Source organism: Reyranella sp., from assembly GCF_017305915.1.
In the GTDB taxonomy this organism is placed as follows: domain Bacteria; phylum Pseudomonadota; class Alphaproteobacteria; order Reyranellales; family Reyranellaceae; genus Reyranella.
On the sequence record NZ_JAFKJN010000018.1, the window covers coordinates 1 to 12216 of the forward strand.

Consider the following 12216-nt stretch of genomic DNA (forward strand, 5'->3'; position numbering starts at 1 on the left):
AGCTCAGCAGACGCGTCTGGCAAACCTATGACGACATCGTCCAGGGTTGTTGCGACGCTTGGAACTGGCTCATCGCCGACACTGTCCGCCTCGCTTCGATCACTACCCGCGAATGGGCATCGGTCAGAACTTAGGGCCGATGGTATAAGGCCCCCTTCTCGCTCCTCAAAGAAAAGGCCCCGGTCTCGCGACCGGGGCTTTTCCTTTTGGGCAGGTTGACCTCTGGGGCCTGCGGTCAGCCGTGCGCGAGCACGGCCAGCAGCAGCAGGGCCACGATGTTGGTGATCTTGATCATCGGGTTGACGGCCGGCCCGGCGGTGTCCTTGTACGGATCGCCGACCGTGTCGCCGGTCACCGCGGCCTTGTGGGCTTCCGAGCCCTTGCCGCCGAAGTGGCCTTCCTCGATGTACTTCTTGGCGTTGTCCCAGGCACCGCCGCCCGCCGTCATCGAGATGGCGACGAAGATGCCGGTGACGATCACGCCGAGCAGCATGGCGCCGACCGCGGCGAAGGCGTCGGCCTTGCCCGCGATCGCGCTGATCACGAAGTAGACCACGATCGGCGACAGCACCGGCAGCAGCGACGGGATCATCATCTCTTTGATCGCGGCCTTGGTGAGCATGTCGACGGCGCGGCCGTAGTCCGGCCGGTCGGTGCCCTGCATGATGCCGGGCTTCTCCTTGAACTGGCGGCGCACTTCCTCGACCACCGCCTGGGCGGCGCGGCCGACGGCCAGCATCGACATGCCGCCGAACAGATACGGCAGCAGGCCACCGATCAGCAGGCCGACCACGACGTAGGGATTGGTCAGCGAGAAGCTGACGGCTTTGATGCCGAGTTTGCCCTGCGCGATGAAGTAGTCGAGGTCCGAGGTGTAGGCCGCGAACAGCACCAGCGCGCCGAGGCCCGCCGAAGCGATGGCATAGCCCTTGGTGACCGCCTTGGTGGTGTTGCCGACCGCGTCGAGCGCGTCGGTGTTCTTGCGCACGTCCTTGGGCAGGCCCGCCATCTCGGCGATGCCGCCGGCGTTGTCGGTGACCGGGCCGTAGGCGTCGAGCGCCACCACCATGCCGGCCAGCGCCAGCATCGCGGTGGTCGCGATGGCGATGCCGAACAGGCCCGCCAGCACGTAGCAGACCACGATGCCGGCGCAGATCAGCAGCGCCGGCATCGCGGTCGCTTCCATCGACATCGCGAGGCCCGCGATGACGTTGGTGCCGTGACCGGTGACCGAAGCCTGGGCAACGGCCTTCACGGGGCGGTAGTCGGTGCCGGTGTAGTACTCGGTGATCCACACGATCAGGCCGGTGATCGCGAGGCCGACCAGCGAGCACCAGAACAGCGACATGCCGGTGAACGACTTGCCGCTCACCGTCATCACCGTGTCCATGCCGACGATATGGCTGGTGACCAGCCAGATCGCCGGGATCGACAGCACGGCGGCGGCGATCACGCCCTTGTACATCGCCCACATGATGCCGCCGTCCTGGCCGAGCTTCACGAAGTAGGTGCCGATGATCGAGGTGATGATGCAGGCGCCGCCGATCGCCAGCGGATAGGCCATCAGCTTGTCGACCAGATCCGCGTTGCCGGCGAAGAAAATCGACGCCAGCACCATGGTGGCGACCGTGGTCACCGCATAGGTCTCGAACAGGTCGGCGGCCATGCCGGCGCAGTCGCCGACGTTGTCGCCGACGTTGTCGGCGATGGTGGCCGGGTTGCGGGGGTCATCTTCCGGGATGCCGGCTTCGACCTTGCCGACCATGTCGCCGCCGACGTCCGCACCCTTGGTGAAGATGCCGCCGCCGAGACGGGCGAAGATCGAGATCAGCGAGGCGCCGAAGCCGAGCGCGACCAGCGCATCGATCATCTCGCGGCCGCCCGCAGCGAGCCCCATGCCCCTCAGCAGCATATAGTAACCGACGACACCCAGCAGCGCGAGGCCGGCCACCAGCATGCCGGTGACGGCGCCCGACTTGAAGGCGAGGTCGAGGCCCTGCCCCAGGCTCTTCTGCGCAGCGACGGCGGTGCGCACGTTGGCGCGGACCGACACGTTCATGCCGATGAAGCCGGTGGCGCCCGACAGCACGGCACCGATCAGGAAGCCGCCCGCGGCGTACTTGCCGAGGAAGATCAGGAGCAGCAGCAGCACGACGATGCCGACGATGGCGATGGTGGTGTACTGGCGGCGGAGATAGGCGGCCGCGCCTTCCTGCACGGCTTGGGCGATCTCCTGCATGCGCGGCGTGCCGGCATCGGCGGCCATGACCCGCTGTGCGGTGATGACGCCGTACAGCACGGCAATCACGCCGCACGCTATGACGGCCCAGAGGACAGATGACATAATGGGTAACCTGTTGTTTCTTAAGGTATTCTCAACCCGAATCGCGCCGATGAAATCGCTCTCCCCCGGCGCGGAGCGGCCGGAAAATGACAGAACGGCCGGAAAGGCGCAACAGCCGGTGGTGGGCGACTTCCCCGTCCGGTCAAGGGGTTGAGCCCGTCGTTCCGAGCTTAGCTCGGAACGACGCTCTCAGACTCGGGCGGGGTTACGCAGGCGGTAGATGCCGATCACGGCGAGCGCGACGCAGACCAGGGCGAAGGCGAGGTAGTTCAAGAACGCCCAGCCCTTGAGCTCAAGCACCATCGACGCCATCAAGCTCGAGGTCGCCGTGGTACCGAACACCATGAAGTCGTTGAAGGCCTGCGCCTTGCCGCGCTCGGCCGGCCGGTAGGTCGTGGTCAGCAAGGTGGTGGCGCCGACGAACAGGAAGTTCCAGCCGACACCGTTCATGCCGAGCGCCGCGCGGAAGTGCCATTCGGTCGTCCCGAGCAGCGCGATCGCCACGCCGGCGATCAGCAGCGCGATGCCGGTCGTCATCATGTTGAACACGCCGAAGCGCTGGATGAGATGGCCGGTGAAAAAGGCCGGCACGAACATTCCCATCACGTGCACGAAGATGGTGACCGGCGCCTCGCTCTTGTCGAGGCCGCACTGCACGATCGCGAGCGGCGACGCCGCCATGACGAACGACATCACGCCGAAGGCGATCATGGCACCCGCCGCGGCGACCATATAGGCCGGCTGGCTCACGATCTGCAGCAGCGGCCGCTGCGGGCCGGCGCTGTCCTCGGCCTTGACCACCGGAAACTCGATGAAGCCCAGGACGATGAAGACGATGGCGTGGATCACGATCACCGTGACGAAGCTCGCCTGGAACACCGGCACCCAAAGGTCCGGCGTCCAGCGCGCCAGGCCCGGCCCGATGATGCCGGCGATCACGCCGCCCGAGGTGACGTAAGAGATCGCTTGCGCGCGGAACGAGGCCGGCGCCAGCTCGACCGCGGCGAAGCGGTAGAGCTGCATGTTGGCGACGGCGTAGCCCAGCAGCAGGCCGCCCAGGCACATCACCGGGAAGCTTGCGAGCTGCAGCCCGAGCGCGGCGAAGGACGCGCCGATCATGCCGAACAGCGAGCCGGTGCGGAAACCGAACTTGCGGCCGCGCCGCATCATCAACAGCGAAGCCGGGAAGACCGACAGCATGACGCCGAGATGCTGCATGGTGACCGGCATGTTGGCCCACATGCGCAGATCCGGCGGGATGATGGTCAGCACCGCCAGCGCCGAGGAGGCGAACATCAGCGTGTTGCAGCTCTGGGTCAGCGCCTGGCAGATACCGAGCAGGGCGATGTTGCGCACCGCGCGGCGCGGCAACCGCGTGGTCTCGGTGGGCGCTGCCTCGACCTTGATAGATCCGTCCATTGGGCGCGCACCATAGCCCCCTCAACCGGGCATGCCACGGCTAGAAGTGGACATAGCCGCTCTGCGCAATCCGGCTCGGCTGCCCGGAAACGTTCAGCACGACGCCCTTGCCCGTTGCGAAGGCACCGATCTGCGTGACCTTCACCTTGGCGGCACGCGCCGCCGTTAGCAGCGCCGACCGACGGCGCGGCGGCACGGCAATCGCGAGCTCGTAATCGTCGCCGCCGCCAAGCACGTTCGCCCAGAGCGCCGGCTTGACCGTCAGCGCGCGCCGTGCATCCGCCGACAGCGGCACGAGATCGCGCTCGATATGAACCGCGAGCCGCGACGCCGCTGCGATATGGCCGGCATCGGCCAGCAGGCCGTCCGAGATATCGGCCGTCGCGCGGGCAACACCGAGGAGCCTCGGCCCCAAGGTCGTGCGTGGCTGAGGCTGGCGATACCGTCTTTCCAGGGTCGCGCTCTTCAGCGTGCCGCGCGCGGCCAGGAGGCCGAGGGCTGCGTCGCCGATCGTGCCGCTCACCCAGAGCTCGTCCCCTGCCCGTGCGCCGTCGCGGCCGAGTCCCTTGCCGCGCGGCACGCGGCCGAACGCGCTGATGGCGATCGTCGTCGGCCCCGGCGTGCCCGTCGTGTCGCCGCCGCACAGCACGATGCCGAAGCGGCGCTGGTCGGCTCCGAGGCCGCGCGCGAAGCCGGCAACCCAGCGCTCGGTCCAGCCGTGCGTCAGCGACAGGGAGAGCTGGTAGACGTAGGGCGTGGCGCCGCCCGCCGCGAGATCGGACAGGCAGACGCGCAAGGCACGCTGTGCCACCAGCTCGGGCGTCTCGTCGGCGAGGAAGTGGACACCGGCGACGATGGTGTCGGTCTTCACCACGAGGTCATGGCGCGGATCGGCGGCGAGGAAGGCGTTGTCGCTCTCGAGCCCGCGCGCGCCGGCAAAGCCTTTGGCGAGCGGCGCGAAGTAGCGGGCGATCAGCTCGAACTCGCCGATCCGCCGGCGCGCCATCGACGCTATCCCGCCAGCTCGGCCGCGCGTTCCTGGCGCGCGACGCGATCGAGCACCGAGTTCACGAAGGTCGACTCGCCCGGGCCGTAGAAGGCATGCGCGATGTCGACATACTCGTTGATCGCCACCTTGGGCGGCACGTCGCGGCGATGCACCAGCTCGTAGGCGCCGGCCAGCAGGATCGCCCGCACCAGCCGGTCGATGCGGCCCCAGCTCCAATTCTCGGCCAGCGCCGCCGACACCGTCTTCTCGAGCTCGTCCTTGTGGCTCGCCGTGCCCTCGACGACGTCCTTGAACAGGGGCTTGTCGGCGTCGCGGCGCATGCCGCCCTCGCCCGCCTCGCCGGTGCGCACGTCGAGAAACTGCCCGATGATGGCCGCAGGCTCGTCCTGGCCCTCCTGCCACTGGTAGAGCGCCTGCACGGCGGCGAGCCGCGCGGCCTGACGGCGGCTCGGCGGTTTGGCGGGCGTGCTCATGCGTTCCGCCAGCGCCGCTGCAGGGCGACCATGGCGAGGCAGGCATGGGCGGCATCGCCGCCCTTGTTGCCGCGATGCGTCTCGGCGCGCGCCTTGGCCTGCTCCATGGTGTTCACGGTGACGATGCCATAGCCGATCGCAAGCTTGTTGCGAACCGACAGGTCCATCAGCCCGCGCGCGCTCTCGCCGCAGACATAGTCGTAGTGCGTGGTCTCGCCGCGGATGACGCAGCCCAGCGCGAGGAAGCCATCGTAGCGGTCAGCGGCCAGCGCGATCGCGCCCGGGATCTCGAAGGCACCCGGCACGACCACGCGCTCGTACAGGGCGCCGTTCTTCTTGATCTCGGCGTCGGCTCCGGAAATCAGCGCGTCGGCGATTTCGGGGTAAAAGCGCGATTCCACGATCAGGATGCGCGCACCCTTGACGCCGTCGACGGCCGGCCGGGTCGTCGGATTTTCAGTGCGAGTCGACATTTTCCCTTCAGCCCCGACGCGGGCGGCCGGGCACCGGCTTCTGACCGACGACCTTGAGGCCGAAGCCTTCGATGCCGACGATGCTCTTCCTGCTGTTGGTCAGCAGGACCATTTCCTTGACCCCGAGATCGATCAGGATCTGGGCGCCGACGCCGTAGTCGCGCAGTTCGACACCCGCCGGGGCGATCGGCTCGCCGGCGCGGCGGCGCTGCTCGGCCAGCACGACGGTGAGCGGCTCGCGGATCAGCACGATCACGCCACGGCCTTCCTCGGCAATGTAGCGCATCGACGCCTCGATCTCGCCGCCCCGCCCGCCGCTCCTCTGTCCCAGCGTGTCGCTGAACAGGTTGACCGCATGCATGCGCACGGTGATCGGGCCGGGCGCCGCCGGGTCGCCTTTCACCAGCGCGACGTGCTGCGCCATCGTCACCTTGTTGATGTAGACGACGCAGCGGAAGTCGCCGCCATAGATGCTGTCGAGCTTGGTCTCGCTGATGCGCTTAACGATGGAATCGTAGCGCCGGCGATAGGCGATCAGGTCGGCGATGGTACCGATCTTGAGATTGTGGCGCTGCGCGAAGCTGATCAGGTCGTTGCGACGGGCCATCGTTCCGTCGTCGTTCATGATCTCGCAGATCACGCCGGCCGGCGTCAGTCCCGCGAGCCGCGCCAGGTCGACCGCCGCCTCGGTGTGGCCGGTGCGCTCGAGCGTGCCGCCGTCGCGCGCCACCAGCGGGAAGACGTGGCCGGGCGTCACGATGTCCTGCTGCCCGCAGCTCGGGTCGATCGCCACCGCGACGGTACGGGCGCGGTCGGCGGCGGAGATGCCGGTGGTCACACCCTCGCGCGCCTCGATCGAGACGGTGAAGGCGGTCTGATGACGGGTGCCGTTGTTCTGCGCCATCAGCGACAGGCCGAGCTGCTCGACCCGCTCGCGGGTCAGCGCCAGGCAGATCAGGCCGCGCGCATGCTTGGCCATGAAGTTGATCGCCTCGGGCGTCGCCCATTGCGCCGGGATGACGAGGTCGCCCTCGTTCTCGCGATCCTCGTCGTCGACAAGGATGAACATCCGGCCCTTGCGGGCTTCCTCGATGATGTCCTCGGCTGCGGCCTTCACCTCGCTGAAGGTGATCCGCCAGGCATCCTTTTCGAGCGCACTCATGGTCTGTGCTCCAACAGTCGCTGAACGTATCGCGCGAGCATATCGACCTCAAGGTTGACCCGCTGGCCAACCTTGGCGGCCCCCAGGGTCGTCGCCGCCTGGGTATGTGAAATGATGTTCACTCCGAAGCGATTGCCCTCGACCTCGTTCACGGTCAGCGAGATTCCATCCACAGCGATCGAGCCCTTGGAGGCGATGAAGCGTGCAAGCTCGCCCGGCGCCTCGAACACGAAGCGCACGCTGCCGCCCTCGGGAGTCATCGACGCGATCTTCCCGACGCCGTCGACATGGCCGTAGACCAGATGGCCGCCAAGCTCGTCACCGAGCCTGAGCGACAGCTCGAGATTGATGCGTTGCCCGCGCTGCCAGTCGCCGAGGTGGGTCTTCTCCAGGGTCTCGCCCGAGGCTTCGACGGCGAACCAGTCGGGCCCCTTCTCGATCACCGTCAGGCAGCAGCCCGAGCAGGCGATCGAGGCACCCATCGGCACCGGTGCCATATCGTGTTTCGTCCGGACGACGAAGCGCCGGTCGCCCGTCTGGCCGCCCGGCGTGAGGGACGTGATCTCGCCGACGTCGGTGACGATCCCCGTGAACATGGCCGCTCCTTACGCCGCCCGATGCCAGGTTTCCACCACGTCACCGGCCAGTTGCCGGGACGAAACCAGGTGGAACCGGGGCGCGAAACCCAGCTTTTCGAGGCCCAAAGGTCCCACCGCAGAGCGGCTGTCCGCTCCCAGCAATAGCCCTGCCCGATATGAGGTCACCCGGTCGATCAAGCCGGAGCCGAGGAAGGCTGCCGCCACCTCGCCACCGCCCTCGATCAGGACACACATGAGCTTGCGATGCCCGAGTTCCTGCGCCACCGCGGCGACATCTACGCGGCCCTGCGCATTGGACGCAACCTCGATCACCTCGACGCCCTTTGCCTGCAAGGCATCGCGCGCCGCCGCCGGCGCCTGCCGCGTGCAGATCAACCACACCGGAGTCCTGTTGGCGGTCAGCGCGAGCTTCGAGTCGGGCGACATCCGCGCCTGCGAATCGAGCACGACGCGGATCGGCGAATAGGCCTCCAGGCCCGGCAGACGGCAGGTCAGTTCCGGATCGTCGGCAGCGACGGTGTTGGCGCCGACGACGATGGCATCGTGCAGGGCGCGCAGCCGCTGGCCGTCGGCGCGGGCCGCCGGGCCGGTGATCCACTTGCTCTCGCCGGACACCGTCGCGATGCGCCCGTCGAGCGACGTCGCCGTCTTGAGATGGAAGAGCGGACGTCCCTCGACTTCGCGCATCAGGAAGCCGGCATTGATTTCCGCCGCCGCCGTCGCGCCTTCGCCCACTTCGACCGCGATGCCGGCGCGGCGCAGGCGCTCGTGCCCCGCGCCGTTCACCTGCGGATTGGGATCCTGCAGCGCCGATACAACCTTGGTGACGCCCGCACCGACCAGCGCGTCGGCGCAGGGCGGCGATTTGCCGTGATGAGAGCATGGCTCGAGCGTCACGTAGACGGTGGCGCCGCGCGCCGCCTCGCCGGCCTGGGCGAGCGCATCGACCTCGGCGTGCGGGCGGCCGCCGTCGCGGGTGCGGCCGCGGCCGACGACGACGCCGTCCTTCACGATGACGCAGCCCACGGCCGGATTGGGCCAGGTGCGCCCGACCGACCGGCGCGCCAGCGCGAGCGCTGCGCGCATCATCTGGTCAGTCCTTGAGGTTGGTCTCGGCGAGGTCGGAGATGAACTCCTCGAAGTCCTTGGCCTCGCGGAAATTGCGATAGACCGAGGCGAAGCGCACATAGGCGACCGGATCGAGCGCGCGCAGCGCGTCCATCACCAATTCGCCGATCTGCGTCGAGGGGATCTCGCTCTCGCCGGAGCTTTCGAGGCGGCGCACGATGCCGTTGACCACCCGCTCGACCCGCTCGGGATCGACCGGGCGCTTGCGCACCGCCACCGAGATCGAGCGCTGCAGCTTGTCGCGATCGAACGCGACCCGCTGGCCGTTCTTCTTCACCACGGTGAGCTCGCGCAACTGCACGCGCTCGAAGGTGGTGAAGCGCGAGCCGCACGACGGGCAGTAGCGCCGCCGGCGGATCGCCGAATTGTCGTCGGTCGGTCGCGAGTCCTTAACCTGGGTGTCTTCGTGACCGCAGAATGGACAGCGCATCTAGGTCCCCCTGTTTTGTTTTGTGCGTTGTCAGTCGCGATAGATCGGGAATTGGGCGCAAAGCTCGCGGACCTTGCCGCGGACCTGCGCCTCGACCTGGGCGTCGCCGTCCGGGCCGTTCTTGGCGATGCCGTCGAGCACGTCGGCGATCAGATGGCCGACCTGACGGAACTCGGCGACGCCGAAGCCGCGCGTCGTGCCCGCGGGCGACCCCAAACGCACGCCCGAGGTGACGGTGAACTTCTCAGGATCGCCCGGGATGCTGTTCTTGTTGACGGTGATGCCGGCGCGATCGAGCACCTTCTCCGCAGCGATACCGGTCGCCTTCTTCGGCCGCAGGTCGACCAGCATGACGTGGCTGTCGGTGCCGCCCGAGACGATCATGAGGCCGCGCTCGGTCAGCGACGCGGCAAGCGCGCGCGCATTGTCGACGACCTGATGGGCATAGGTCTTGAAGTCGGGCCGCAGCGCCTCGCCCAGCGCCACCGCCTTGGCAGCGATGATGTGCATCAGCGGACCGCCCTGCAGGCCGGGGAACACCGCCGAGTTGATCTTCTTGCCGATCTCCGCGTCGGTCGAAAGGATCATGCCGCCGCGCGGGCCGCGCAGCGTCTTGTGCGTCGTCGTGGTGACGACGTGCGCATGCGGCAGCGGGCTCGGATAGGCGCCAGCGGCGACCAGGCCGGCATAGTGGGCCATATCGACCATGAAGAAGGCGCCGATCTCATCCGCCACCTTGCGGAAGCGCGCCCAGTCGATCTGGCGCGAATAGGCCGATGCGCCGGCGATGATCAGCTTCGGCTTCTCGCGCCGCGCCGCCTCTTCCATCTGCTCGTAGTCGATCAGGTGCGTGTCCGGCTTCAGGCCGTACGACACGACCTTGAACCACTTGCCCGACTGGTTGGCCGGCGATCCGTGGGTGAGATGACCGCCCTGGTCGAGCGCCATGCCGAGGAAGGTGTCGCCCGGCTTGAGCAGCGCCATGAACACGGCCTGGTTCGCCTGCGCGCCGGAGTGCGGCTGGACGTTGGCGAAGCTGCAATCGAACAGCTTGCAGGCGCGGTCGATCGCCAGCTGCTCGGCCTTGTCGACCTCCTCGCAGCCGCCGTAGTAGCGGCGGCCGGGATAGCCCTCGGCATACTTGTTGGTCAGCACCGAGCCTGCGGCCTCGAGCACGGCACGCGAGACGATGTTCTCCGACGCGATCAGCTCGATCTGTTCCTGCTGGCGATGCAGTTCGCCCTTCAGCACCGCATCGATCGCGGGATCGGCCTCGGCGAGGCCCTGGGTGAACATCGGCAGCGGCGTGTCGTGACGGTACGCTGGCTGACTCATGATTTGGACACTCCGGAAAGCTTGGCCACGCGGCCGGCATGGCGGCCGCCCTCGAAGGGCGTATTAAGGAAAACCTTCAGCGCCTCGCGCGCCACCTCGACGCCGATCAGACGCTGACCGAATGCCACGACATTGGCATCGTTATGTTCGCGTGACAGCCGCGCCGACGTCGCGTCATGGGCAAGCACCGCGCGGACCCTGGGATTGCGGTTGGCGGCGATCGAGATGCCGATGCCCGAGCCGCAGACGAGCACGCCGCGCTCGGCCTTGCCACTGGCGATCGCGTCACCCATGGCCATGCCGTAGTCCGGATAGTCGACCGAAGCGGTCGAGTTGGTGCCGAGGTCGAGCACCGCGTATCCTGCGGCTTGCAGGTCGCTCTTGAGAATCTCCTTCAGGTCGAAGCCGGCGTGATCCGACGCGACCGCGATGGTGGCCCCCGCCATCGACTTCAATGCCCCTCTACAGATTGAGTCCCCCGATACCATATCGGGGGCCGCTGTGTCACGTTGGCCCCCACATCATGGAAGCCGGACACAAGGCATTGATTCGTCTGAGAAAAGCGGCGCCGACCCGCGGGGCCGACGGGTCGCTTTGGGCCAGCATGAATGCCCATCCCGCAACTGATTTGTCGGCAGCAAAAAGGGCCTGGCGAACCGGGCCCTTTCCGCGCGATGAATGCGCCTACTTGGCGGCCGGCTGCGACTTGCCACCCTTCCAGATGTAAATGTCGTAGACCGGATCCTTGATGTCACCCTTCTGATCGTAGGTCAGAGGGCCAACCGCGGAGTCATAGGTGCCCTGGCGCAGCGCGGCGGCGACCTTGGCGGCTTCGATCGAGTTCGCCTTCTTGGCGGCGTCGGCCCACACCTTCACCGCGGCGTAGGTGAACAGGGTGTAGCCCGCGGGCTCGTACTTGGCGTCGCGGAACTTCTTCACCAGGGCGGCATTCTTGGGGTCGTCCTCGGCCTTGGGCGGGAAGGACATCAGCACGCCGTCGGTGGCGGCACCGCCCAGCTTGCCGAACTCGGCATCCTCGAGCGCGTCGAAGCCGACCATCTGCGCACCGAAGCCCTGCTCACGCGACTGCTTGATCAGCAGCGCGCCGGCGGTGTGGTAGCCGCCGAGCACGATGATGTCGATCTTGGCCTGCTTCATCTTGTTGATCAGCGCGGTGAAGTCCTTGTCGGTGTCGTTGTAGGACTCGTACATCGCCTCGCGCAGGCCGCCCTTGTTCAAGGCCTTCTTGGTCTCGTCGGCGACGCCTTTGCCGTACGGCGACTTGTCGTGGAGGATCGCGACCTTCTTGTCCTTGTGGTGCTTCAGGATGTAGGTGCCGACGGTGAGGCCCTGCACGTCGTCGCGGCCGCAGGTGCGGAACACCGTGGTATTGCCCTTGGCGAAGGCGTCGTCGGTCAGCTTGATGTTGGTCGAGGCCGGGGTAATCTGCAGGATCTTGGCCTCCTTGTAGATGTCCGACGCCGGGATCGAGCTGCCCGAGCAGTAGTGGCCGGCGACGAACGCCACCTTGTCGGCGACCAGCTTGTTGGCGACCGCGGTCGCCTGCTTGGGATCGCAGGCATCGTCGCCGATCTGCAATTCGAGCTTCTGGCCGTTGACGCCGCCGGCAGCGTTGATGTCGGCGACCGCCATCTCGGCGCCCTTGCGCAGCTGCTCGCCGAACGCGGCGTACTGGCCGGTCATCGGGCCGACCGAGGCGATCTTGATCTGCGCGAAGGCGGGCGTGGCCGCGAGCGCCAGCGCCGCGACCGCAAGGCTGCCGTAAATCCTCTTCATCTATGTCTCCCTGATTAGCCTCCACCAGCGGTGGAGCCCGGTTGCAA

General features: G+C 67.4%; 12 protein-coding genes. All 12 read right to left on the bottom strand.

Annotated features, from left to right (window positions below):
* Window positions 1-235 precede the first annotated feature (235 nt).
* On the bottom strand, window positions 236-2344 hold the full coding sequence (locus J0J01_RS17080) for a sodium-translocating pyrophosphatase (protein ID WP_296382682.1): 2109 nt from the start codon (window positions 2342-2344) through the stop codon (window positions 236-238).
* A 189-nt stretch (window positions 2345-2533) separates the two neighbouring features.
* Window positions 2534-3763, bottom strand: coding sequence for an MFS transporter (locus J0J01_RS17085; RefSeq protein WP_296382684.1), 1230 nt, complete (start codon window positions 3761-3763; stop codon window positions 2534-2536).
* A 40-nt stretch (window positions 3764-3803) separates the two neighbouring features.
* Entirely contained in the window at window positions 3804-4769 is a 966-nt protein-coding gene (thiL, locus tag J0J01_RS17090; protein WP_296382686.1) for a thiamine-phosphate kinase, read from the bottom strand.
* Between the two features lie 5 nt (window positions 4770-4774).
* Window positions 4775-5245: a transcription antitermination factor NusB gene (nusB, locus tag J0J01_RS17095; RefSeq protein ID WP_296382689.1), complete on the bottom strand. Its 471-nt coding sequence runs from the start codon at window positions 5243-5245 to the stop codon at window positions 4775-4777.
* Window positions 5242-5718 carry a 6,7-dimethyl-8-ribityllumazine synthase gene (locus tag J0J01_RS17100; protein ID WP_296382691.1) on the bottom strand — a complete coding sequence of 159 codons (477 nt, stop codon included), beginning with the start codon at window positions 5716-5718 and terminating at the stop codon, window positions 5242-5244. Before J0J01_RS17100 ends, nusB begins: the two co-directional genes overlap by 4 nt.
* 7 nt (window positions 5719-5725) lie before the next feature.
* Window positions 5726-6880: a 3,4-dihydroxy-2-butanone-4-phosphate synthase gene (gene ribB / locus J0J01_RS17105; protein ID WP_296382693.1), complete on the bottom strand. Its 1155-nt coding sequence runs from the start codon at window positions 6878-6880 to the stop codon at window positions 5726-5728.
* On the bottom strand, window positions 6877-7476 hold the full coding sequence (locus J0J01_RS17110; RefSeq protein WP_296382695.1) for a riboflavin synthase: 600 nt from the start codon (window positions 7474-7476) through the stop codon (window positions 6877-6879). Before J0J01_RS17110 ends, ribB begins: the two co-directional genes overlap by 4 nt.
* Window positions 7477-7485: 9 nt before the next feature.
* Entirely contained in the window at window positions 7486-8568 is a 1083-nt protein-coding gene (ribD, locus tag J0J01_RS17115) for a bifunctional diaminohydroxyphosphoribosylaminopyrimidine deaminase/5-amino-6-(5-phosphoribosylamino)uracil reductase RibD (protein WP_296382697.1), read from the bottom strand.
* 4 nt (window positions 8569-8572) lie between these two features.
* The gene (gene nrdR, locus J0J01_RS17120; protein ID WP_296382699.1) at window positions 8573-9037 is read right to left on the bottom strand and encodes a transcriptional regulator NrdR; all 465 of its coding nucleotides are present in this window, start codon (window positions 9035-9037) and stop codon (window positions 8573-8575) included.
* Between the two features lie 30 nt (window positions 9038-9067).
* Window positions 9068-10372 carry a serine hydroxymethyltransferase gene (gene glyA / locus J0J01_RS17125; RefSeq protein WP_296382701.1) on the bottom strand — a complete coding sequence of 435 codons (1305 nt, stop codon included), beginning with the start codon at window positions 10370-10372 and terminating at the stop codon, window positions 9068-9070.
* Window positions 10369-10818: a ribose 5-phosphate isomerase B gene (rpiB, locus tag J0J01_RS17130; protein ID WP_296382703.1), complete on the bottom strand. Its 450-nt coding sequence runs from the start codon at window positions 10816-10818 to the stop codon at window positions 10369-10371. Before rpiB ends, glyA begins: the two co-directional genes overlap by 4 nt.
* Window positions 10819-11056: 238 nt before the next feature.
* The gene (locus J0J01_RS17135) at window positions 11057-12169 is read right to left on the bottom strand and encodes a branched-chain amino acid ABC transporter substrate-binding protein (protein WP_296382705.1); all 1113 of its coding nucleotides are present in this window, start codon (window positions 12167-12169) and stop codon (window positions 11057-11059) included.
* Window positions 12170-12216 lie beyond the last annotated feature (47 nt).

Bases quoted from the DNA above. Each gene is read 5' to 3' on its own strand.
- J0J01_RS17100 (WP_296382691.1), bottom strand. From the start codon at position 5,718: ATGTCGACTCGCACTGAAAATCCGACGACCCGGCCGGCCGTCGACGGC.
- J0J01_RS17080 (WP_296382682.1), bottom strand. From the start codon at position 2,344: ATGTCATCTGTCCTCTGGGCCGTCATAGCGTGCGGCGTGATTGCCGTG.
- J0J01_RS17135 (WP_296382705.1), bottom strand. From the start codon at position 12,169: ATGAAGAGGATTTACGGCAGCCTTGCGGTCGCGGCGCTGGCGCTCGCG.
- thiL (WP_296382686.1), bottom strand. From the start codon at position 4,769: ATGGCGCGCCGGCGGATCGGCGAGTTCGAGCTGATCGCCCGCTACTTC.
- ribB (WP_296382693.1), bottom strand. From the start codon at position 6,880: ATGAGTGCGCTCGAAAAGGATGCCTGGCGGATCACCTTCAGCGAGGTG.
- nusB (WP_296382689.1), bottom strand. From the start codon at position 5,245: ATGAGCACGCCCGCCAAACCGCCGAGCCGCCGTCAGGCCGCGCGGCTC.
- glyA (WP_296382701.1), bottom strand. From the start codon at position 10,372: ATGAGTCAGCCAGCGTACCGTCACGACACGCCGCTGCCGATGTTCACC.
- nrdR (WP_296382699.1), bottom strand. From the start codon at position 9,037: ATGCGCTGTCCATTCTGCGGTCACGAAGACACCCAGGTTAAGGACTCG.
- J0J01_RS17085 (WP_296382684.1), bottom strand. From the start codon at position 3,763: ATGGACGGATCTATCAAGGTCGAGGCAGCGCCCACCGAGACCACGCGG.
- ribD (WP_296382697.1), bottom strand. From the start codon at position 8,568: ATGATGCGCGCAGCGCTCGCGCTGGCGCGCCGGTCGGTCGGGCGCACC.
- rpiB (WP_296382703.1), bottom strand. From the start codon at position 10,818: ATGGCGGGGGCCACCATCGCGGTCGCGTCGGATCACGCCGGCTTCGAC.
- J0J01_RS17110 (WP_296382695.1), bottom strand. From the start codon at position 7,476: ATGTTCACGGGGATCGTCACCGACGTCGGCGAGATCACGTCCCTCACG.